Source organism: Rhodovulum sp. YNF3179 (genome assembly GCF_050586465.1).
Classification (GTDB): Bacteria; Pseudomonadota; Alphaproteobacteria; order Rhodobacterales; family Rhodobacteraceae; genus CAJXYS01.
Genome location: NZ_JBOCEG010000009.1, coordinates 132880 through 154682, shown reverse-complemented (window position 1 = coordinate 154682; position 21803 = coordinate 132880). Strand labels below are relative to the sequence as shown.

Below are 21803 nucleotides of genomic sequence, written 5' to 3'. Positions count from 1 at the left end.
GCCGCATGCGGATCCTGGTCCACGACTATGCAGGGCATCCCTTTCAGGCCGGTCTCTCGCGCGAACTCGCGCGGCGCGGACACCGGGTCACACACGCATGGTTCGCGGGCGATCCGGGGCCCAAGGGACGCCTGGCCCGGCAGCCGGACGATCCCCCCGGGCTGGCGTTCCGCCCCGTGACGATCGCGCGGCCCTATTCCAAGGCCCGGCTGCTGCGCCGTCTCCTGGCCGACCGTGCCTATGGCAGGGCTCTGGCCGACACGATCCGCGCGGTCGCGCCGGAGCTGGTGCTTTCGGGAAACACCCCGGTCGCCGCGCAGGCCGGCGCGCTCGCCGCCGCGCGGCAGGGCGGCGCGGGATTCGTGCACTGGGTGCAGGATCTGCAGGGGCGCGCGGCGCAGCGCCTGCTGGCGGCGCGCCGGCCAGTGCTGGGCCGGGTGGCGGGATACGCGCTCGGCCGCTGGGAGGCGGACCAGATGTGCCGGGCCGACCACGTCATCCTGATCGATGAGGCGTTCCGGCCCGCCGCGCAGGCCATGGGCGTTGCCCGGGCCAGGACCACCGTGATCCCGAACTGGGGGCCGCTCGAGGACGTTCCCGCCGTCGCCCGCGACGCCCCGGCCGTCACGGCCTGGGAGCGGGACCGCGGGATCGGACCCCGGCCGCGGTTTCTCTACGCCGGCACCATCGGGCTGAAGCACGACCCCGCCCCCCTGGCCGCGCTGGCACGCGCGCTCGAGCTTCGGGACGCGGGACACCTGGTCGTCGCCGCGTCCGGGACCGGCGTCGCGTGTCTGGAAAGGATCCGGTGCGCCCGGCTGCACCTGCTGCCGCTGCAGCCGGCCCGGGATTTCCCGACAATGCTGGGCGCGGCCGACGTCCTGCTGGCGATGATCGGCCCCGAAGCCGCCGACTGCGCGGTGCCCTCCAAGCTTCTGAGCTATCTCTGCGCCGGCCGGCCCGTCGTCCTGGCGGCACCGCCGGACAGCCCCGCAGCCCGGATCGTCGACAGCGCCGGCGCCGGGTGCGTCGTGCCACAGGGCGACACGCGCGGCTTCACCGAGGCCGCGCTCGGCCTGGCACGGCACCCGGCCGCCGCCCGCCGGGCCGGTGCGTCGGGACGTGCCTGGGCCGAACGGCATTTCGCCATCGGCCCGGTCGCCGACAGCTTCGAGGCCGTGTTCCGCGCCGCGGCCGCCCGCCGGGGGCGGGTCGCATGAGCCCGCGCGTCGCCATCGTCGCCGGCCAGTGGGGCCAGAATGTCGGAAACGCCTTTTTCAATCTCGGCGGGCGCCACCTGCTGGGACAGGTCTTCGGCCCCGCGGAGGTCGGCTTTTTCCAGGATCAGCCGAACTATCGAACGCTGCACGACAAGCGCCGCGGCAATCCTGCCAACCACGCCGAGCTGGTCGCGGATCTCGACATCGACTGGCTGGTTCTTCAAGGCCCGGTGCTGAATGCCTGGATGGCCGCCAGCTGGGAAAGCGCCTTTCGCCGGCTTGCCGCGCGCGGCGTGCGGGTGATGCTGCACTCGGCCGCCTTCTTCAAGTTCACGCCGCGGGAAATCGCCGCCGTCCGGGCTTTTCTCGAGGCCTATCCCCCGGCCCTGATCGTCACCCGCGACCCGCGCAGCCACGCGATCCTCCGGGACCGGGTCCCGGGGGTGCCGAGCCATGACGGGATCGACGCCGGGTTCCTGCTGCCCGAGGTCGCGCGGCCCTTCGCCCTGGCCCCGGGGACGGCGCCGCACATGGCCTTCACCTTCGACCGCTACCCCGAACCGGCGATTTCGGACCGGCCCTTCGACCCGGCACGCCACACCACGCGGCAGGTCACGCTGCTGGGCAAGCCCCGCCACCTGGGCGTCCCGCGCCGGCTGGACCGCTTGGCGCACGCCTCGAAGATCCGGGCCTATCTCGGCGACCTGACCGATTTCCGGCGCCTGCCCGCGACGCTGGACGGTCACCGCATCCTTCGGCCCGAGCATCGCTTCTACCCGCATGTCACGCACAAGATCTACCGCCGCCCCGGCGCCCTGGCGTCCGACGAACCCTGGAGCTATGCGACCGTCTATGCCGGGGCACGGCTGACCCTGTCGGACCGGGTGCATGCCTGCGTGGCAGCACTTGCCTATGGCAACCCGGCGATGCTCTTCACGCCCTCGCCCCGCGCCGCCCTGTTCGAGCGGCTGGGGCTCGACGCGATCCGCCGGCAGCCGGTCTCGCTGCCGCGTGAGCGGCTGGACGCGGCCGTCGCCGCCCAGATCGCCTGGCTCCGCGCCAATGTATAGCCGGCCGCGGCTTCACATGGCCGTGGTCCTGCCGCCGCCGGTCACCGGCCAAACCCTGGCGAGCCGTGCCCTGGTGCGGCACCTTGGGCAGGCCGCGCCGCCGGGCGCGGTGGCGATCCACCCGGTCTCGGGCGGGGGCGCGGCCTGGCGTGTCCACAAGCAGACGGCGCTGCTTGCCGCGATCCTGCGGGCTGCTGCAGCCGGCAGGGGGCGGGACGCGCTTTATCTCGTGGTCGACTCGGGCGCCGGGCTCTGGGCCCAGGCGGCGGCAGCGCCGGTTCTGCGAACCGGGTTTTCGCGGGTCGTCCTGCATCACCACGGTTTCGCGCCGCTGCGGCGTCGCGATCCCCGTCTTGCGGCGCTCCTGTCCGGGCTCGGCGACCGGGCGCGGCATATCGTGCTCTGCCCGGGGATGGCCACGGCGCTTGTCCGGCACTACGCCGTCGCACCCGACCGGATCCGGGTTCTCGGCAACGCCGCCCTGATCCCGGCCCCGCCGCGGGCGCCCGCACGCCCGGCCGACATCCCCCTGACGCTGGGTTTTCTCGGCAACATCACGCGGTCCAAGGGCATCGGGGCCTTCATGGCGACCCCGCGCGCACTGGCGGAGGCGGGCCGGCCCGTGCGCGCCCTGATCGCCGGTCCGGTCACCCGGCCGGACCTCGAAGCCGAGATCGCCTGGTTCCTGGCCGAGGATCCCGCCGGCCGGTCGGCGCTGGGGCCGGTTTCCGGCCCGGCCAAACGCCGCTTCCTCGCCGGGATCGATGCCCTGCTCTTTCCCTCCGCGTACCCCAACGAGGCGCAGCCCTTCACGATCTTCGAGGCTCTGGCAGCCGGGCGGCCGGTCCTTGCCACGCCCATCGGCGGTATTCCAGGCCAGATCGAGCGTGCCTGGTGCCTGCCGGCGCCCGGCTTCGCCGCCGCCGCGGCCCGGATCGTCGCCGGCTGGCAGGACCGCCCGGAGACCCATGCCGCGGCCTGTGCCGCCGCACGCGCGCGCTTCGAGGCGGCGCAGGCACGGGACGTTGCAGCGCTCTGGTCCGTGACCCGCTGGCTGCTGGAGGGCGCGGAATGATCTTCACCTCCGAGGCGTTCATCATCTTCGCCGCGGTCTTCTTCCCGGCCTATTTCGCGATGCCCGGCGCGCGGTCGCAGAACGCGGTCGCGCTGGCGGGCTCGGCCGTCTTCTACGGCTGGTGGGACTGGCGGTTCCTGGGCCTGGTCGGGGCCGTGACGCTGGCGAACTTCCTTCTGGCGCCGCTTGCCCGCCAGGGGCGGGCCTGGCTCTGGGCCGCGGTGGCGTTCAACCTCGGTCTGCTCGGGCTCTTCAAGTATTTCGGCTTCTTCGTCGAGCAGGCGGTCGCCGGGCTTCAGGCGCTGGGTCTCGCCGCGCACCGCCCGGCCCTGTCCCTGATCCTGCCGGTCGGCATTTCCTTTTTCACCTTCCAGGCGCTTTCCTACACGCTGGACGTCGCGCGCGGCCGCGTGGCGCCGGAACGCGACCCGCTGCGCTTCGCCACCTATATCGCGCTTTTCCCGCAACTCGTGGCCGGCCCGGTGGTCCGCGCGCGGCGGCTCTTGCCTCAGCTGGCACGTCACCGTCGCTTCACCTGGGCGAATTTCTGGCTCGGCACGGAACAGGTGCTGACCGGCGCGGTGCTGAAGATCGTTATCGCCGACCGGCTGGCGCCGCTGGCCGACAGGGTCTTCGTCGGCCCCGAGGCCTACGGCCCGGCCGGGATCGCCTTCGGCGTGCTTTGTTTCGCCGTGCAGATCTATGCGGACTTCGCCGGCTATTCGCTGATCGCCATCGGGCTCGGTCGGATCATGGGGCTGCGCTTTCGCGTGAATTTCCGCCGGCCTTACATGGCACGCGATCTCCGGGGCTTCTGGCGGCGCTGGCATATCTCGCTTTCCACCTGGCTGCGCGACTATCTCTACATCCCGCTCGGCGGCAGCCGGCGCGGGGCGGCCCGGCGCGATCTCAATCTCGTGCTGACGATGGGGCTCGGGGGGCTCTGGCACGGGGCCGGCTGGCCCTTCGTGACCTGGGGGCTGCTCCACGGGGCCGGGCTGGTCGCGACCCGCCGCCTCGGCATGGCGCCGGTGGCGCGCTGGCCCGCGCGGCTCGGCCTTTTCGCAACCGTGTGCCTGGCATGGGTTTTCTTCCGCGCCCCGGACCTGGCCACGGCCGGGGCGGTCCTGGCCGGGATCGCCGGGGCGGGACCGGGCCAGGGCCTGCCCGGCGATGCGGTTTCACGCGCCCTGGCGGCCGGCCTGATCGCGTCCCTTCTCGCCGCCGAGGCCCTGACCGAGGACAGCGCAACCGCGCGGCGGCTGACGCGCCATCGCGCCGTCCGCCTGGTCCGGGCGGGCGCCTTCGTGCTGGCCCTGCCGCTGCTCGGCGTCTTCACGGGAGAAGCCTTTGTCTATTTCCGGTTCTGAAAGGCCCCGTCCGCTGGCTCCGCTGCTGCTGCTGGCGGGCGTCGCGCTCGCGGTGCTGATGGTCGACCGGGCGATCCACGCGCTGGCGTTCCGGCTGCTGGCGGCCAGTGAGCAGCCCCATGCGCGGCTCTACCTGGGTGATCCGGCAGGCGCTGAACCCGGCACGCTCCTGGTGCTCGGTCACTCCCGGGCGCGGCACGCCTTCCCGGCCCGGCTGCTGTCCCGTCACCTATGCCGGCCGGTTCTCAGCCTGGCCCATGACGGCCTCGGCATGGAGAGCGTCGCGGCGCTCGGTGCCGATGCGCTGGAACGCAGGCCCGGGCTGGACGCCGCCCTGATCGAGGTGTCGGCCCTTTTCGGCCGCGACCTGAGCCGCACCGATCTCGCGCTTTATGCCGGGCAAAGCCCGCGGCTCGCGCGGCTGGTCGCGGAAGGAACCGAGGCGCGGTTGCCCTGGACCCGGCTTTTCCGGTCGGCGGTGCTGAACGGCCAGTTGTTCTGGCGTGGTCTTTACCACATCGGCCGCGGCGCGGAGCCGGCCAGGCCTGCCGGCGCCGCCCCGGCGCCCGGTGTACTGGCCGCGTTCCGCGCCGCGCCCCCGCGGCGGCTCATCCCGGCGCCCGACGCCGTCGCGGCGCTGCGAAGCCTGGTGGCGCGTCTGGACGCTGCGGGGGTCCGGACCGTCCTGATCGTCGCGCCGCTTCACCCGGTCGCGCGGGCGCATTGGGGGCCGGCCGACTGGCCCCGGACGCTGGCAGCCCGGCTTGGCCGGCCGGTGCTGGATCTGGGCGGCGTGCTCGATGCCGTGCCCGCGGGGTTCACGGACCCGCTGCACACGAGCGTGCAGGGCGCGCGGGCCACGCTCCGTCACCTTCCGGGAGATCTTTCGCGCTGCGGGGACGGGCCCGGGTGACGGGCCTGCTGGCAAGTCTCGCCCGGACCGGCGCCGTGGCTGGGCTGGCCCGTGTCGCGGGCCTTCTGGCGGCCCTGGTCCTGGCCCGGCGCCTCGGCGTGGAGGGATACGGGCTTTTGGCGGCGACACTCGGCGCGGCGGCGCTCGGCGGCCGGATCGGGACGCTTGGCTGGCCCGCCTTGCTGACCCGTGCCCTGCCGCGCTACCGGTCCAGGCGCGCGGGCCGGGCGCCGGCCCGTTTGCAGGCGACCGGCGACCGCATGGTGGCCCGCGGCAGCCTGGGACTCGCCGCCGGGATGGCGGCCGCCGGCGTCCTGGCGGGTGGAACGGTCGGGCTGGTGCTGGTCGGCGCGGCGGTGCTTGTCCCGGTCATGGCTTTCCGGGCCATGTCCCGCGCCGCGTTGGCCGGCCTCGGGCGACCGGGACGCGCCATCGCCGCGGATGAACTCCTGCCCCCGCTCGGCGTCCTGTGCCTGGCAGTGACACCGCTCCTGTCCAGCCCGGCCGCGGCGGTCGCCGCCCATGCGGCCGCGGGACTGGCCGCGGTGGCCTGGGCCAGGCACACCCGCTGGTCCCTTGCGCCGCGGGCGCCCGGCGACACCCCCCCGGCCCGGCTGAGACGCGCCTGGCAGGTCGCCGCGCTGATCGCCCTGACCGGCCTGTCCGCACGGCTCGCCCTGCTGCGGGCCGATATCGTCATGCTGCCGCTTCTGGCCTCTGTCGCGGAAACCGGCCTCTACGCGGCGGCGCAGAAACTGAGCCTGCTGCAATCCGCGCCCGTCGCGGTGCTGGTGACCGTCGCGGTGCCGCGGATCACCGCCGCGCTGGCGGCCGGGCGGCTGCGCCATGCGCGTCGGCTCTACCGCGGTGCGGTCGCCGCGGCTGCCGGCAGTGCGGCGATCGTCGGCGCGGTCCTCTGCCTTGCCGGGACACCGGCCCTGGTCGCGGTCTTCGGCACCGAGTTCGCCCTGGCGATGCCGGCACTGACCTGGCTTGCAGTTGCCCAGGTGGCGGCCGCACCGGGGCTCGTGGCCACCGGCATTGCCCTTGCGCTGGGCCGGGGGCGCGCCGCGGCCGCGCTGGCCTGGACGGCGCTGCTCTTCGGCGTTGCGGCGAACCTCGTGTTGATCCCCGTCCACGGGGCGGCCGGCGCCGCCGCGGCGACGGCAGCGGCGATGACGCTGCTGACGGCCGGTCAGCTGATGCTCACGGCGCGGGTGCTCCGGCCCGCCGAGACCAGAGCCGGCCGGAACAACAGCGCCAGCCCTAGCACGAAGGCCAGCAGTTCCGGCAGGGCATAATTCCCGCCCTGTCCGCCAAGCTGGCTGCGCAGCAGCGGCAGGATCGGCAGCGCCGCGAGCGCCAGCAGATCCGGCCGGCGTCTGAGGACCGCCACCCGCCCGAGAAGCAGCCAGAGCGCGGCCAGGGTCATGGCCAGCGCGAGCGCGAGACCCGCGGCGCCGGCCTGGACCCAGGCCCCCAGCAGCAGGTTGTGCACCATGTTCCGGGCCCCGGGGCGAAACTCCTCCACATGGCCGGTGCCGTGCCCGGTGAGCGGCGCGGCCGCGATGCTGTCCAGCGTTCGCGCATATTGGTGAAGACGGCCGTCGGCGCCGATGTCCCCGTAGCGGGCGCCGAGAAGCTCGAAGATCCCGGCGGTCGCGCCGGCCAGCCAAGCCAGCCCGACCCCGGCGGCGACCACCAGCCCCGCGAAAAGAGCTGCCTGCGCCCGGCTTCGGACAAGCCCGGCCGCCACGAGAATCCCCGAGAGCACGAGCACCAGCGCGAGGCTTCGGCTCAGGCTTGCCAGGACAAGCAGAAGCGCGGCGCCGAGCCCGGCGGCACCGGCCAGGCGGGCCGCGGTCCCGCGCGCCGGTGCGACCAGCGCCGCCGCCGAGAAGAGGCCGGTGATGCAGAAGAACCCGAGCGAGACCTGCCGGAGCGACGCCGGCGTGCGCGCCCCGCCCGCCGCCCAGTCGCCCGCGTTGAAAAGCGTCAGGAAAAGCCTGAACTGCAGAGGCGCCGGGCTGCCCGTGGCGAGGGCCTCCGCCACGAGGCCCGGCAGGGACTGTCCATGCGCGGCAAGTGTCATCCAGGCCAGCGCGACAAAGACGCCCGCGCCCATCAGGCCGCCCGCGACCACGCTGTCGCAGATCCGGCGGACCGGCAGGCGCAACAGGTAGAGGAACACGCCCGCCGCGAGGACCGCCTGAAGCCAGAGCTTGGCGACCAGCGCCGCCCCGCGCCCGGGATCATCCGCGGGGAAAACCCCGGTCAGAAGCACGGCGAGATAGGCGACGTAGACCAGCGCGAGCGGCCCTGCGGCGGCGACGCTGGCCCGCGCGGCCGCACCCTGGGCTCGCCCGGCCCGCGCAAAACCAGCCAGGGCGCAAAGGATCACCGGCAGATGCACGGGCTTCAGCGCGAGCCCGGTATCGACCAGGGTGACCCACTGCACCGGCCCCAGCACGAAGACCATGGCGAGCGGCCAGTCGATGGCGGACGCCCGGATCACGGGGGGGCGATCCCGTCGGGCAGGGCGATCTCGGCCGGGACGGACATGCCGCGGCGGAGCGCCCCGGCCCTTTCCCCTGCCCGCACCGCCAGCGCGTCGTCGGCCAGCGCCGCACGCAGCGCCGCGGCCGTCGCCGGGGCAAGCCCGGCACGGGCTACGGCGGCCGGCGCACGCGGCAGCGCGACGGCTTTCAGCGCGGCGTGGAGCCGGGGCGGCAGGCGCGGCTTGACCCGGTAGAGATAGCTCCGCGACCGCGCGACGCGACGCAGGACCGAGCCGGGCCGCGTCACGCGCCGGCACGCGCTCGCGTTGGCGGGGAGCGCCCCGGCCGGGACGGCGTCGACGCCCAGGAAAGCGCAAACCCGGTCGAGCCCCGCCTGCCGGCGCGCGGCATAGACCTCGAAACTGAGGACAAGCACCTGCGCGGGACCGAGCCGCGCCAGCCAGGGTTCGATCTGCCATCCGTAACGGCTATAGGCCAGGTAGCTCGGATCGGCGCGCACGGCGATGTCGGGTGGCCGGGTCTCGTCCCCGAGGCTGGCGGCATGGCGGAATTGGCTGGTGATCCGGTCGACCGGATCGCGCACCAGGTAGATCACCCGCAGCCGCGGGCCGAGGACCCGCACCGCGCGGTGCGCGACGCCCTCGTGGTCGGGGCGCTTCGCGTAGGCGGTGGTCGCCTCGCCCGGACGGCAGCCTGCCGGCGCCGCGGCGAACTTGGCCGCGTAGCGCGCCCGCCCTTCCGGCGTCTCGACGGCCGGGTCCAGCAGATCCCCCGGCTCTTTCTCCGGCGGCAGCCAGAGCCCCGGCACCCGGCGCAGGTCATGATAGAGCGTCGTCGTTCCGGCCTTCATCGCGCCGATCAGCAGAAAGGCCGGCAAACCCATCGCTCAGGCCCCGACGATATCGGCACCGAAGGCGGCGCGCGCCGCTTGGGCCCGGGCGCGGGCGCGGGCCGCCCCGGGCGCCGCGATGGCCGCACGGGCGGCGCGCAGGCGCGCGCCATGCGCGGCGTCGTGGCCAAGGGGGTTGGACCGCGAGGCGGCGCCCCGCGCCAGACCCGCGGCACGGGCATGCGCATCCATCGCGGCCAGCACCGCCGCGCGGGTCGCGGGGCAGGCATCGTCGAACGGCGCCAGGCCCAGCGCGAACCGTGCCTCGAGCGCCGCCACCACCTGGCTCATCGCCCGTGTGACGGCCGCGAAATCGGCGACCAGCAGTCCAGGGCCGCGCCAGGACGCCAGGGCCTCGTAGAAGGCGGCGTAGTCGAGGAACGCCCCGCGCACCGTCACCGCGCCCGTGCCCATCGCCAGGCGCGAGGCCACCGCCGCATCCGGGTCGCGGATCACCACCAGCACCGGGATATCCCGCGAGAGCGCCCGTTTGACATGGGCGGCGGCATGGGAATGATGCGCGAGCCGGAGATCCGGACGGCACCGGCGGAGCGCGAATTCGGCCCAGGTGTTGCCGCAGCGGGGGGCGCCCTCGATCACCAGATCGGTCCGGGCATCCAGCACCGTGCCCGGCCGGCGGCACGCGCGGATCGGCAGGTAGACCGCGGGCCGTGCAGCCACCACGCGGCGCAGGGACTGGCGGATCCCGCCCAGGGCCGGCGGTCGCGGCAAAAGGATCGGGGACGGCACCGGGATCATATCCGCGCCCCGGCGGGGAGATGCGCGGCCGCGCCCTGCGCCTTGGGCAACGGCAGATGCAGGATCAGCACGTTGCAGCCCGCCACGCGCAGATAGCCGAACTCGCTGGTCAGGCCGCGGATCAGGCGCCAGCCGAAGCCGCGTTCGGGCAGGGCATGGGGGCGCAGAGGCGTCGGGCGCGGCGGCGCGCCTTGGGGCATCGCGAGGCCATCATCGAAGACGACGCAGGAGACACGGTCGCACCGGATCCAGAGGTCCAGGCCGATGCGATGATCGGCGCGGTCGGTACAGGCATGCTCGAGGATATTGTTCAGAACCTCGGCGAGGACCAGTTCCACCGTCAGCCGCGCATGCCGCCGGTCGATCCGGTCGTCCAGCGCATCGGCCACCGCGGCGAGCGCGGTCCGGACCGCGGCGGGGCCTGCGGCGAAGCGGCAACTGAGATCCGCGGCCGCTGTCACTGGCCGTTCCCGACCCCGAGCGCGGTCGCGAGATCCGGGTGAATCCGAAACACTTGGTCCATGCGGGTCAGCCGGAAAACCTTGTCGACCGCGGGGGTCAGGCCGGCCAGGGCAAATCCGCGGTCCGGGCCCGCGAATTTCATCACCGCCACCACCGCGCCAAGCCCGCTGCTGTCGAGGAACTCCACGCGCGACAGGTCGAGGATCACACGCCGCGTGGCATCCGTCAGCCGCGCGCGCACGGCGTCCTTGAACTGAATCGCCACGGCCGCGTCGAGCCGCGGTTCGGCCGGGCGAAGGACGAGCACGTCGTCATGTTCTTCGCTTTCCAACTGCATCCTGTCACCTTTCCACAAGGTCGGGGCAATCTAGGCACACCGGGGTTACCAAGCGGTGATCGCGACCCTTGCGAAGCCGCGCGAAGGCTGGAATAGGAAAGGGAACACCGGGAAAGGGAGGTAAGCGCATGGACGAGGTAGTCATCGCGGGCGCGGCACGCACGCCGATGGGCGGTTTCCAGGGGGCGCTGGCCGATGTGCCGGCGGCGGACCTCGGCGGCACCGCGATCCGCGCCGCGCTGTCCGATGCGGGGGCCGGCGCCGGAACCGTGCAGGAACTCCTGATGGGTTGCGTCCTGCCGGCCGGCCAGGGCCAGGCGCCGGCGCGCCAGGCCGGCTTCGCCGCCGGGCTGTCCGAAGACGTGCCCGCGACGACCGTGAACAAGATGTGCGGATCGGGCATGAAGACGGTGATGATGGCCCATGACCAGCTGGCACTCGGGGCGTCGGACCTGCTGGTGGCCGGCGGCATGGAGAGCATGACCGGCGCACCCTACCTGCTGCCCAAGATGCGCGGCGGAGCGCGGCTGGGCCATGCGCAGGTGATCGACCACATGTTCCTCGACGGGCTGGAGGACGCCTATGACAAGGGCCGCCTGATGGGCACCTTCGCAGAGGACTGCGCGGAGAAATACCAGTTCACCCGCGCCGCTCAGGACGGCTACGCGCTGCAATCTCTCGAGAACGCGCTGGCGGCGCAGGAAACCGGCGCCTTCGACGCCGAGATCACGCCGGTCACGGTCACGACACGGACCGGCGCGCGCGTCGTGGCCGCGGACGAGCAGCCCGGCCAGGCCCGCCCCGACAAGATCCCGCAGTTGAAACCCGCCTTCCGGAAGGACGGCACCGTGACGCCGGCCAACGCGTCGTCGATTTCGGACGGGGCGGCGGCGCTGGTGCTGGCGCGGCGCGCGGCCGCGGACGCCGCCGGGCTCAAGACCCGCGCCGTGATCCGCGGGCATGCGAGCCACGCCCAGGCGCCGGGCTGGTTCACCACCGCGCCGGTCCCGGCGACGCGGAAGCTGCTCGACCGGCTGGGCTGGACAGTGGACGATGTCGATCTCTGGGAGGTGAACGAAGCCTTCGCCGTGGTGCCGATGGCCTTCATGGCCGAGATGGGCGTCCCGCGCGAGAAGCTCAACGTCAACGGCGGGGCCTGCGCGCTCGGCCACCCGATCGGGGCCTCCGGCGCACGCATCATGGTGACCCTGCTGTCCGAGATGGAACGCCGGGACGTCAGGCGCGGCGTCGCGGCGATCTGCATCGGGGGCGGCGAGGGCACGGCCATCGCGCTGGAACGGATCTGAGCCGGCCCGGGCCGGGGTCCCTTTCGAAAGGAGCGTCATGCGCGTCGACTACCCGACCCTTCGCAAGACCGTCGCGGCCCTGACCGCGGGCGAGACCGACACCGTCGCATTGATGGCGACCGTCACCTGCGAAGTCTTCCACGCCGACGACCGTTTCGACTGGGTGGGGTTCTACCGCAATGTGGGCGGCGAGACGCTCAAGATCGGCCCCTACCAGGGCGGGCATGGCTGCCTGGTCATTCCCTTTTCGCGCGGGGTCTGCGGCGCTGCCGCGCGCAGCGGCGAGACGCAACGCGTCCCGGATGTCGAGGCCTTCCCCGGCCATATCGCCTGCGCCGCCTCGACCCGGTCGGAACTGGTCCTGCCGGTGTTCGACGGATCGGGCGGGCTGCTGGGCGTGTTCGACCTGGACAGCGACCGCCCCGACGCGTTCGACGAGACCGATGCACGGGAACTGGCCGACATGCTGGCGGATGTTTTCGCCCGGGCGTCACATGGCTGACACCGCCGCGCCCGATCCTGCCGTGCGGATCGGCTTGCCCCGGCCGCGCGAGACGTGAAAGACTGCCCCATGGACAAACGACCCCCGATCAAGACCTGGGCCGAGGCCGCGCCGCGACTGGTTGCCGTGGCCGCCGGCCGTGCGCCGGCCGACATGGTGATCACCGGCGGCACCTGGGTGAACGTCCACAGCCGCGAGATCCTGCCCGCCCAGGATATCGCCATCGCCGAGGGACGCTTTGCCTATTGCGGCCCGGATGCCAGCCACTGCATCGGCGACGAGACAGAGGTGCTCGACGCCGACGGGCTTTACCTGGTGCCCGGTCTCTGCGACGGGCATATGCATATCGAGTCGGGCATGCTGACACCGGCGCAGTTCGCCCGCGCCGTGATCCCGCACGGCACCACCACGATGTTCACCGACCCCCACGAGATCGCGAACGTGCTGGGCCTGCGCGGTGTGCGGCTGATGCATGACGAGGCGCTGCTGCAACCGATCAACATCTTCACGCAGATGCCCTCCTGCGCGCCCTCGGCGCCGGGGCTCGAGACGACGGGCCATGAAATCACCCCCGAAGACGTGGCCGAGGCCATGTCCTGGCCCGGCATCGTCGGGTTGGGCGAGATGATGAATTTTCCCGGCGTGGTGGCCGGGGACGGGAAGATGCTGGCCGAGATCGCGGCGACCCAGGCCGCCGGCAAGACCGTGGGCGGGCACTACGCGAGCCCCGACCTCGGCCCGGCCTTCCACGCCTATGCCGCCGGCGGGCCCGCCGACGACCACGAGGGCACGCGCGAGGAAGACGCCATCGCACGCGTCCGGCAGGGCATGCGCGCGATGCTGCGGCTCGGCTCGGCCTGGTACGACGTCGAATCCCAGATCACCGCGATCACCGAAAAGGGTCTCGATCCGCGCAATTTCATCCTCTGCACCGATGACAGCCATTCGGGCACGCTGGTCGAAGACGGGCATATGAACCGCGTCGTGCGTCACGCCATCGACTGCGGCTGCGATCCGTTGGTGGCGCTGCAGATGGCGACGCTGAACACCGCGACGCATTTCGGGCTGGAACGCGAGCTCGGCTCCATCGCGCCGGGCCGGCGGGCCGACGTGATCCTGACCTCGGACCTGCGCGCGCTGCCGGTCCACGGCGTCATCGCCCGCGGCCGGACCGTGGCGGTCGACGGCCGCATCACCGTCGAGACGCCGCATCTCGACTGGCCGGAAGACGTGCGCTCGACGGTGCATCTGGGCAGGACCCTCGCGGCGGCGGATTTCGAAGTGCCGGCGCCGGCCGACGCGGCACGGGTGACGGCCCGGGTGATCGGCGTGGTCGAAAACCAGGCGCCGACACGGGCCCTGACGGCGGATCTTCCCGTGCGCGGCACCGTCGACTGCGATCCCGAGAACGACATAGCCCAGATCGCGCTGGTCGAACGCCACCGCGGCACCGGGGGCGTGGTCAACGCCTTCGTGTCGGGCTTTGGCTACGGTCCGGGCATGGCGATGGCCTCGACCGTGGCGCATGACAGCCACCACATGATCGTGGTGGGCACCGACCGCGAGATGATGGCCGCCGCGGCCAACCGGCTGGGCGAGGTCGGCGGCGGCATCACCGTCTGGAAGGACGGCGCCGAGCTGGCGCTGGTCCCGCTGCCCATCGCCGGGCTGATGTCGGACGCCCCCGCCGAAGACGTCGCCGCCGCCGCGTCCCGCATGGGCGAGGCGATGGCGGCATGTGGCTGCACGCTCAACAACGCCTACATGCAGCACTCGCTGCTTGCGCTGGTGGTGATCCCGGAACTCAGGATCTCCGACAAGGGGCTCGTGGATGTCACGCGGTTCCAGCTGACCGATCTCTTCGAGGCCGGCCCGGAGTCCGGATCGTGAAGGCGCCGCTCCAGAACCTCCCCGTCGAGAGCCCGCCCGCCGAGCCGCCGCAGAGCTTCCGGGACGCGGAAGCGGCGGTCGCGCATCTGAACGCGCTTTACCACGCCGCCACGGCCTTCCTGCGCGAGAAGTTCATCGACAGCCTGACCGGACCGGCGCCACAGACGCGGTTCCGGGCCTTCTATCCCGAGATCCGGATCATCACGGCAAGCTTCGCCCATGTCGACAGCCGCCTCGCCTTCGGCCACGTGGCCGAGCCGGGAACCTATTCGACCACCGTCACGCGGCCGGATCTCTTCGAGACCTACCTGCGCCAGCAGATCGGGCTCTTGCTGGAAAACCATGACGTCCCGGTCGAGATCGGTCTTTCCGACACGCCGATCCCGGTGCATTTCGCCGTCGCGGCCGAGGACAACATCACCGTCCCGCAGGAGGGCGTGCTGAACTTCACGCTGCGCGACGTGTTCGACGTGCCGGACCTGACCACGACGGACGACGACATCGTCAACGGCTACGGGTTCAAGAACCCCGACGGCTCGGGCGCGCTGGCGCCGTTCAAGGCGCAGCGGGTGGACTACTCGCTGGCGCGGCTGGTTCATTACACGGCCACGGCGGCCGAGCATTTCCAGAACCACATCCTGTTCACCAACTACCAGTTCTACGTCGAGGAATTCGCCGCCTTCGCCCGCGAGATGCTGGCCGACCCGAATTCCGGCTACACGGAATTCGTGATGCCGGGGAATGCCGTCATTTCCGCCCCCGACGATCCGCTGCCCGAACCCGGCAAGATCCCGCAGATGCCGGCCTATCACCTGAAGCGCGACAAGCAGGCGGGGATCACGCTGGTGAATATCGGCGTCGGCCCGTCCAACGCCAAGACCGCCACCGACCATATCGCGGTGCTGCGCCCGCATGCCTGGCTGATGGTGGGCCATTGCGCCGGGCTTCGGAACAGCCAGCGCCTGGGGGATTTCGTGCTGGCCCATGCCTATCTGCGCGAGGATCGCGTGCTGGACGCCGACCTGCCTGTCTGGGTGCCGATCCCGGCGCTGGCCGAGATCCAGATTGCGCTGGAGGAAGCGGTCGGCGCGGTGACCGAATTCGAAGGCTACGACCTCAAGCGGATCATGCGCACGGGCACGGTAGCGACGCTGGACAACCGCAACTGGGAACTGCGCGACCAGTCCGGGCCGGTGCAGCGGCTGAGCCAGTCCCGCGCCATCGCGCTCGACATGGAATCCGCCACCATCGCGGCCAACGGCTTCCGGTTCCGGGTGCCTTACGGCACGCTTCTCTGCGTCAGCGACAAGCCGCTGCACGGCGAGCTGAAACTGCCCGGAATGGCCACCGAATTCTACAAGACCCAGGTGAAACGGCACCTGCTGATCGGCATCCGCGCGCTCGAGACACTGCGCGACATGCCACTCGAACGCATCCATTCCCGCAAGCTGAGGAGCTTCGAAGAGACCGCATTTCTGTAATCGGGCAGAAAAAACCGCACAAAATGGCGTTTTTTGCTATGCTGATCGCCACTAACGATTGTGTGACACCACGATATTCAGTTAGATTCATGGATTGTAACCCCAAGAACGAGGGGCAAGCGAAGGAGCAGTCGAATGGCACAAAAACCGATGACCAAGACCCAACTCGTGGCCGCGCTGGCCGAGAAGACCGGCATGGACAAGAAAAGCGCCGGCGGCGCGATCGATGCGCTGACCGAGATCATCACCAGCGAAGTTTCGGGCGGCGGCGCCGTCACCCTGCCCGGCGTCGGCAAGGTGTACTGCCGCGAGCGGCCGGCCCGGATGGTCCGCAACCCCGCCACGGGCGAGCAGATCCACAAGCCGGCCGACAAGGTCGTCAAGATGACCGTCGCCAAGGCGCTCAAGGACAGCGTCAACAGCTGAGCGTTGTGAGCCCGGGGGCTTAACGCCCCCGGCCCCATCGTCTAGGGTCGCCTGCGGGCGGCCTTTTCCTTTTCAGGGGGACTTCATGGACATTCGCGCGATCCTTATGGGGGTGGCCTTTGCCGTCATGTGGTCCAGCGCCTTCACCTCCGCCAGGATCATCGTCCAGGACGCGCCGCCCCTGTCCGCCCTTGCCGTCCGGTTCCTGATCTCGGGCCTGCTGGCCGTGGGCATCGCGGCGCTGCTGGGCCAGCGCGCCCGGCTCACCCGCGCGCAATGGGGCGCCACGGTGCTCTTCGGGATCTGCCAGAACGCGCTTTACCTCGGTCTCAACTTCGTCGCCATGCAGACGATCGAGGCCTCGCTTGCCGCGATCATCGCCTCCTCCATGCCGCTTCTGGTGGCCGCCGCGAACTGGGTCGTCTTCGGCGAAAGGGTCCCCGCGCTCGGGATCTTCGGGCTCTTCGCAGGGTTTGCAGGCGTCGCGATCATCATGGGCGACCGGCTCTCGGCCGGGGTGGACGGCTTCGGCCTGACGCTCTGCCTCATGGGCGTGCTCGCGCTGACCTTCGCGACGCTCGCGGTGCGCGGGGCATCCTCGGGCGGGAACGTGCTGATGATCGTCGGGGTGCAGATGCTGATCGGCAGCGCGGCGCTCTTCCCGGCGGGTCTCGCGCTGGAAAGCTGGCAGGTCACCTGGTCCTGGCAGCTCGTCGCGGCCTTTGCCTACACGACGCTGGTGCCGGGGCTGGCGGCGACCTTCACCTGGTTCGTCCTGGTCCGGCGGATCGGCGCGACGCGGGCGGCGACCTTCCACTTCCTCAACCCGTTCCTGGGCGTGGCCATCGCCGCCGCGCTCCTGGGCGAGGCGCTCGGCGCGGGAGACCTGCTCGGCGTCGCCGTGATCATGGCGGGAATCCTGGCGGTGCAGATCTCGAAACAGGCCAAGGCGGCCGAGGCCGCCCCGCGCTAGCCGATCGCGCCGCGGTTCGCGCCCACCTGGCCGCGGTGCAGCAAAAGGTGATCGAGCAGGACGCAGGCTGCCATCGCCTCGCCCACGGGTACGGCACGGATTCCGACACAGGGATCGTGCCGCCCCTTGGTGACGATCTCGGTTTCCGCGCCGGACCTAGTGATGGTGCGCCGCGGCGTCAGGATCGACGAGGTCGGCTTCACCGCGAAACGCAGGACGACGTCCTGGCCCGTCGATATCCCGCCGAGGATGCCGCCGGCATGGTTCGAGGAATACACCGGCCCGTCAGGCCCCATCGCGATCTCGTCGGCATTGGCCTCGCCGGTCAGGTCCGCCGCGGCCATGCCGGCGCCGATCTCGACGCCCTTCACCGCGTTGATCGACATCATCGCCGCCGCGAGATCGGTGTCGAGCTTGCCGTAGACCGGGGCGCCCAGCCCCGCGGGAACGCCGCGCGCCGTCACCTCGATCACCGCGCCGACGGAATTGCCGGACTTGCGAAGCGCGTCCAGGTAGCCGGCCCAGTCCTCGGCCGCCTGCGGATCGGGCACCCAGAAGGGGTTGCGGTCGATCTCCGCCCAGTCGAAGCGCGCACGATCGATCGCATGCGGCCCCATCTGCACCATGTAGCCGGTGATGGAGATCCCGGGCGCCAGCGTCTCCAGCGCCGCGCGCGCCACGCCGCCGGCCGCCACCCGCGCCGCCGTTTCCCGCGCCGAGGATCGCCCGCCGCCTCGGTAGTCGCGGATCCCGTATTTCTGCCAGTAGGTGATATCGGCATGGCCTGGGCGGAACTTGTCCTTGATGTCACCGTAATCCTTGGACCGCTGGTCGGTATTGCGGATCATCAGCTGGATCGGCGTGCCGGTGGTCTCGCCCTCGAAGACGCCCGACAGGATCTCGACCTCGTCGGCTTCGCGGCGCTGGGTGGTGTAACGGTTCTGCCCCGGCTTGCGCCGGTCGAGCCAGCGCTGCAGCCCGGCCGCGTCGAGCGCGATGCCCGGCGGGCAACCGTCGACGGTCGCACCCAGCGCGGGCCCGTGGCTTTCGCCCCAGGTCGTGACCCGGAAAAGATGCCCGAAACTGTTGATCGACATGCGCGTTTCTCCTCTGTCCCCGCGGTCTAGCGGGCGGGACGGCGCGCCTCAAGCGGTTTCACCTTGCCGAAGCCCCGTGCCGCAACTAGGTTCGCCCCTACCTCGGGGTGCCCCGACAAGGGCTGAGATGCGCCGCCGCGCGAACCCGTTGAACCTGAACCGGCTCACACCGGCGTAGGGAAGGTGACCAGGGCAAGACGCTCCACCTGACCGCGCCTGTAGCGAAAGGAGGAGCGCATGAAACCGATTTCCATCCTGGCTGCGGGTTGTTTCCTGGCATTGGCGGGCGCCGCCGCTGCGCAGGACACCCCGACGCTGACCGTCTACACCTATGACAGCTTCGTCACCGAATGGGGGCCCGGCCCGCAGGTGGAGGCCGCCTTCGAGGAGACCTGCGGCTGCGACCTCGAATTCGTCGCGGCCGGTGACGGCGCGGCCTTGCTGGCGCGCGTGCGCCTCGAGGGCGCGCGCAGCGATGCCGACGTGGTGCTCGGGCTCGACACCAACCTGATGGCGGCCGCGGCGGAAACCGGGCTCTTCGCGCCCCACGGGCAGGACGCCCCCGCCTTCGATCTGCCCGTCACCTGGGACGACCCGACATTCCTGCCCTATGACTGGGGCTACTTCGCCTTCGTCTACGACGAGACCCGGACCGGGGACGCGCCCGCCAGCTTTCGCGAGCTGATCGCCGACGAGGATCTCAAGGTCGTGATCCAGGATCCGCGCAGCTCCACCCCCGGGCTAGGTCTGCTGCTGTGGGTCAAGCACGCCTATGGCGACGAGGCCGGCACGATCTGGGAAGCGCTCGCCCCGCGCATCCTGACGGTGACGAAGGGATGGTCCGAGGCCTATGGCATGTTCCTCGAGGGCGAGGCGGACATGGCGCTCTCCTACACCACCTCGCCGGCCTATCACCTGATCGCCGAGGAGGATCCGACAAAGGCCGCCGCGCTGTTCGAGGAAGGCCACTACATGCAGGTCGAGGTCGCCGGCAAGCTGGCCGGCACGGACCAGCCGGAGCTGGCCGACGCGTTCCTCGCCTTCATGACGTCGGACCGCTTCCAGTCGGTCATCCCGACCACGAACTGGATGTATCCCGCCGTCACACCCGACTCGGGTCTGCCCGAGGGCTTCGAGACGCTGGCCACGCCGGACAAGGCCCTGCTCTTTCCCCCCGAGGAGGCAGCCGCGATCCGTGACGCGGCGCTGAACGAATGGCGCGACGCGCTCAGCCGCTGAGCCCGGCGCTCGCGCTTGGCTGGGGCGCGGCGGCGCTGCTGCTGGCGCTGACGCTCGGCACCATCCTCGCCGTCGCCTGGCGGGCCGAGGCCGCGGCGCGGCTCGGTGCGGCCGACTGGGCGGCGATCCGCTTCACCGCCTGGCAGGCGCTGCTCTCGGCCGCGATCAGCATCGCGCTGGCGATCCCCGCGGCGCGTGCCCTGGCACGGCGCCGGTTCCGCGGCCGGGGCGTGCTGATCACGCTGCTCGGCGCGCCGTTCATCCTGCCGGTGATCGTGGCCGTCCTGGGCCTGCTGGCGGTGTTCGGCAGGGCCGGGCTGGTGAGCGGGCTGATCGCGCCGCTCGGCCTCGGGCCGCTCTCGATATACGGGTTGCAGGGCGTGGTGCTTGCCAATGTCTTCTTCAACCTGCCGCTGGCGACACGGCTGATCCTGCAGGGCTGGCACGCCATCCCGGCCGAGCATTTCCGGCTCGCCGCGCAGCTGGGCATGGGACCGGCCGAGATCGCGCGCCACCTGGAACGCCCGATGCTGCGGGCCGTGGTGCCCGGCGCCTTCGCGGCGATCTTCCTGATCTGCATCACCAGCTTCGCGGTCGCGCTGACGCTCGGCGGGGGGCCGCGCGCCACCACGGTGGAGCTGGCGATCTACCAGGCGTTCCGCTTCGATTTCGACCTCGGACGCGCCGCGCTGCTCGCCCTGGTGCAATTCGGGCTCTGCGCGATCGCGGCCGCGGCAGCGCTGATCGTCGCGGTGCCCGTGGCCTTCGGTGCCGGGCTCGACCGCACCGTGCAGCGCTGGGACGCGGGGGGGCGCGCCTATCGCTGGGGCGATGCCGCGCTGCTGACATTGGTCGCGGGGTTCCTTCTGTTGCCGCTGGCCATGGTGGCGGCGGGCGGGCTGGCCGCGCTGCCCGGCCTGCCGGCCAGCGTCTTCGAGGCCGCGCTGCGGTCGCTCGCGGTGGCGCTGGCCTCCACGGCCCTTACGCTCGGGCTCGGGATCGCGCTGGCCTCGGCCATCGTGCGGCTCCGGGACCGCCCGCGCCGCGCCGGTTTCCTGGAAGCCGTCGGCTACCTCTCCATCGCGGCCTCGCCCATGGTGATCGGCACCGGGCTGTTCATCCTGCTGTTCCCGGTGGCCGACCCGGTCGCGCTGGCACTGCCGGTCACCGCGCTGGTCAACGCGGCCATGAGCCTGCCCTTCGCCTTGCGGGCCCTGATCCCCGCGATCCGCGACGTCTCGGAGACCTATGGACGGCTCTCCGAAAGCCTTGGCATCGGGGGGTGGACGCGGTTCCGGTTGGTGACGCTGCCGCGGATCCGCCGGCCGCTCGGCTTCGCGGCCGGGCTGTCGGCCGCGCTGTCGATGGGCGATCTGGGCGTGATCGCGCTCTTTGCCGACCCCGACCAGGCGACGCTTCCCCTGCAGCTCTACCGGCTGATGGCGGCCTACCGCATGGAGGACGCCACCGGCGCTGCGCTGCTGCTGCTCTGCCTCAGCCTCGCCCTGTTCTGGATCTTCGACCGCGGAGGACGCGTTGGGACTGACACTTGAAAAACTCCTGATCGAGATCGACGGCTTCTCCATCGCGGGCGATCTGACCGTGTCGACCGGGCGGCGCGTGGCGTTGATCGGGCCTTCCGGGGCGGGGAAAAGCACGCTGGCGGCCGCGATCGCCGGTTTCATTACCCCGGCGCGGGGCCGCATCCTTTGGGAAGGCCGGGACATCACCGCCCTGCCCCCCGGGGACCGGCCGCTGACCCTGCTCTTCCAGGATCACAACCTGTTCCCGCATATGAGCGTGGCCGACAACGTGGCGCTGGGGCTGCGCCCGAGCCTGCGTCTCTCGGCGGCGGAAAGCGCCCGCGTGGACCGCGTGCTGGACCGCGTCGGCCTGGCAGGCCAGGGCGCCAAGCGTCCGGGGGCCCTGTCGGGCGGACAACAGAGCCGGGCGGCGCTGGCGCGGGTGCTGCTGCGGGACCGCCCGCTCCTGCTGCTCGACGAACCCTTCGCCGCGCTCGGCCCGGCGCTGAAGGCGGAGATGCTGGCGCTCGTCGAGGAAATCGCCACCGAGGCGGGCCTCACCGTGCTGATGATCACCCATGATCCCGCCGACGCGGAGCGGCTGGCCCAGGAGACGATCCTGGTGGCCGATGGCCGGGCCGCACCGCCCGTGGCGACCGGGGATCTCTTCGCCGACCCGCCGCCGGCGCTGCGCGCCTATCTCGGCTGACCCGGTCCGGTTGGCCCGGGTATCCCCCGCGCGCCGCGGCAT

Annotated in this window: 21 protein-coding genes and 1 riboswitch; of the genes, 15 read left to right on the top strand and 6 right to left on the bottom strand. The window is 71.8% G+C overall.

Translation table 11 applies throughout. From position 1 onward, the window contains the following. The first annotated feature begins 5 nt into the window (after positions 1 to 5). From ACQ5SP_RS15680 to ACQ5SP_RS15655, 6 genes are read left to right on the top strand one after another with little or no spacing between them, the layout of a single operon-like run. The gene (locus tag ACQ5SP_RS15680; protein WP_430939341.1) at positions 6 to 1220 is read left to right on the top strand and encodes a glycosyltransferase; all 1215 of its coding nucleotides are present in this window, start codon (positions 6 to 8) and stop codon (positions 1218 to 1220) included. Continuing rightward, the gene (locus tag ACQ5SP_RS15675; protein WP_430939340.1) at positions 1217 to 2290 is read left to right on the top strand and encodes a polysaccharide pyruvyl transferase family protein; all 1074 of its coding nucleotides are present in this window, start codon (positions 1217 to 1219) and stop codon (positions 2288 to 2290) included. The genes ACQ5SP_RS15680 and ACQ5SP_RS15675 overlap by 4 nt, the downstream gene beginning before the upstream one ends. Before the next feature lie 16 nt (positions 2291 to 2306). After that, entirely contained in the window at positions 2307 to 3365 is a 1059-nt protein-coding gene (locus ACQ5SP_RS15670) for a glycosyltransferase family 4 protein (RefSeq protein WP_430939339.1), read from the top strand. After that, positions 3362 to 4735: an MBOAT family O-acyltransferase gene (locus ACQ5SP_RS15665; RefSeq protein ID WP_430939338.1), complete on the top strand. Its 1374-nt coding sequence runs from the start codon at positions 3362 to 3364 to the stop codon at positions 4733 to 4735. Before ACQ5SP_RS15670 ends, ACQ5SP_RS15665 begins: the two co-directional genes overlap by 4 nt. Continuing rightward, positions 4716 to 5648, top strand: coding sequence for a hypothetical protein (locus ACQ5SP_RS15660; protein WP_430939337.1), 933 nt, complete (start codon positions 4716 to 4718; stop codon positions 5646 to 5648). Before ACQ5SP_RS15665 ends, ACQ5SP_RS15660 begins: the two co-directional genes overlap by 20 nt. Beyond that, positions 5645 to 6949 (top strand): lipopolysaccharide biosynthesis protein, encoded by a 1305-nt coding sequence (locus ACQ5SP_RS15655; protein WP_430939336.1) that lies wholly within the window; start codon positions 5645 to 5647, stop codon positions 6947 to 6949. The genes ACQ5SP_RS15660 and ACQ5SP_RS15655 overlap by 4 nt, the downstream gene beginning before the upstream one ends. Here ACQ5SP_RS15655 and ACQ5SP_RS15650 read toward each other — a convergent pair. Genes ACQ5SP_RS15650 through ACQ5SP_RS15630 form a run of 5 tightly spaced genes read right to left on the bottom strand, consistent with a single transcriptional unit; the run spans position 6844 to position 10614 of the window. Beyond that, the gene (locus ACQ5SP_RS15650) at positions 6844 to 8163 is read right to left on the bottom strand and encodes an O-antigen ligase family protein (RefSeq protein WP_430939335.1); all 1320 of its coding nucleotides are present in this window, start codon (positions 8161 to 8163) and stop codon (positions 6844 to 6846) included. The two genes, ACQ5SP_RS15655 and ACQ5SP_RS15650, sit on opposite strands and share 106 nt — an antisense overlap. Further along, positions 8160 to 9050 carry a sulfotransferase gene (locus tag ACQ5SP_RS15645; protein WP_430939334.1) on the bottom strand — a complete coding sequence of 297 codons (891 nt, stop codon included), beginning with the start codon at positions 9048 to 9050 and terminating at the stop codon, positions 8160 to 8162. The genes ACQ5SP_RS15650 and ACQ5SP_RS15645 overlap by 4 nt, the downstream gene beginning before the upstream one ends. Before the next feature lie 3 nt (positions 9051 to 9053). Beyond that, entirely contained in the window at positions 9054 to 9806 is a 753-nt protein-coding gene (locus tag ACQ5SP_RS15640; RefSeq protein WP_430939333.1) for a hypothetical protein, read from the bottom strand. Between the two features lie 5 nt (positions 9807 to 9811). Beyond that, positions 9812 to 10276 carry an ATP-binding protein gene (locus ACQ5SP_RS15635; RefSeq protein WP_430939332.1) on the bottom strand — a complete coding sequence of 155 codons (465 nt, stop codon included), beginning with the start codon at positions 10274 to 10276 and terminating at the stop codon, positions 9812 to 9814. Then, a complete protein-coding gene (locus tag ACQ5SP_RS15630; RefSeq protein WP_430939331.1) occupies positions 10273 to 10614 on the bottom strand; it encodes an STAS domain-containing protein in 342 nt (113 codons plus the stop codon). Before ACQ5SP_RS15630 ends, ACQ5SP_RS15635 begins: the two co-directional genes overlap by 4 nt. 128 nt (positions 10615 to 10742) lie before the next feature. On the opposite strand from ACQ5SP_RS15630, the gene ACQ5SP_RS15625 reads away from it, so the two are divergent. The 6 genes from ACQ5SP_RS15625 (at position 10743) to ACQ5SP_RS15600 (ending at position 17193) form a co-directional block, all read left to right on the top strand. Next, a complete protein-coding gene (locus ACQ5SP_RS15625) occupies positions 10743 to 11921 on the top strand; it encodes a thiolase family protein (RefSeq protein ID WP_430939330.1) in 1179 nt (392 codons plus the stop codon). Positions 11922 to 11958: 37 nt separating this feature from the next. Continuing rightward, on the top strand, positions 11959 to 12423 hold the full coding sequence (locus tag ACQ5SP_RS15620; RefSeq protein WP_430939329.1) for a GAF domain-containing protein: 465 nt from the start codon (positions 11959 to 11961) through the stop codon (positions 12421 to 12423). Positions 12424 to 12492: 69 nt separating this feature from the next. Next, the gene (gene ade / locus ACQ5SP_RS15615) at positions 12493 to 14313 is read left to right on the top strand and encodes an adenine deaminase (protein ID WP_430939328.1); all 1821 of its coding nucleotides are present in this window, start codon (positions 12493 to 12495) and stop codon (positions 14311 to 14313) included. Continuing rightward, positions 14310 to 15794: an AMP nucleosidase gene (locus ACQ5SP_RS15610; protein WP_430939327.1), complete on the top strand. Its 1485-nt coding sequence runs from the start codon at positions 14310 to 14312 to the stop codon at positions 15792 to 15794. The genes ade and ACQ5SP_RS15610 overlap by 4 nt, the downstream gene beginning before the upstream one ends. Before the next feature lie 135 nt (positions 15795 to 15929). Continuing rightward, positions 15930 to 16220, top strand: a complete 291-nt coding sequence (locus tag ACQ5SP_RS15605; RefSeq protein ID WP_430939326.1) for an HU family DNA-binding protein — start codon at positions 15930 to 15932, stop codon at positions 16218 to 16220. A gap of 85 nt (positions 16221 to 16305) precedes the next feature. Beyond that, on the top strand, positions 16306 to 17193 hold the full coding sequence (locus ACQ5SP_RS15600) for a DMT family transporter (protein WP_430939325.1): 888 nt from the start codon (positions 16306 to 16308) through the stop codon (positions 17191 to 17193). Here ACQ5SP_RS15600 and aroC read toward each other — a convergent pair. Then, a complete protein-coding gene (gene aroC / locus ACQ5SP_RS15595) occupies positions 17190 to 18290 on the bottom strand; it encodes a chorismate synthase (RefSeq protein ID WP_430939324.1) in 1101 nt (366 codons plus the stop codon). The genes ACQ5SP_RS15600 and aroC overlap by 4 nt on opposite strands. A 93-nt stretch (positions 18291 to 18383) precedes the next feature. Next, positions 18384 to 18488, top strand: a riboswitch (TPP riboswitch). 39 nt (positions 18489 to 18527) lie between these two features. On the opposite strand from aroC, the gene thiB reads away from it, so the two are divergent. Genes thiB through ACQ5SP_RS15580 form a run of 3 tightly spaced genes read left to right on the top strand, consistent with a single transcriptional unit; the run spans position 18528 to position 21761 of the window. Beyond that, positions 18528 to 19529: a thiamine ABC transporter substrate binding subunit gene (thiB, locus tag ACQ5SP_RS15590; RefSeq protein WP_430939323.1), complete on the top strand. Its 1002-nt coding sequence runs from the start codon at positions 18528 to 18530 to the stop codon at positions 19527 to 19529. Beyond that, on the top strand, positions 19505 to 21082 hold the full coding sequence (locus ACQ5SP_RS15585; protein ID WP_430939322.1) for a thiamine/thiamine pyrophosphate ABC transporter permease ThiP: 1578 nt from the start codon (positions 19505 to 19507) through the stop codon (positions 21080 to 21082). The genes thiB and ACQ5SP_RS15585 overlap by 25 nt, the downstream gene beginning before the upstream one ends. Beyond that, entirely contained in the window at positions 21066 to 21761 is a 696-nt protein-coding gene (locus ACQ5SP_RS15580) for an ATP-binding cassette domain-containing protein (protein WP_430939321.1), read from the top strand. Before ACQ5SP_RS15585 ends, ACQ5SP_RS15580 begins: the two co-directional genes overlap by 17 nt. The last annotated feature ends 42 nt before the right edge of the window (positions 21762 to 21803 follow it).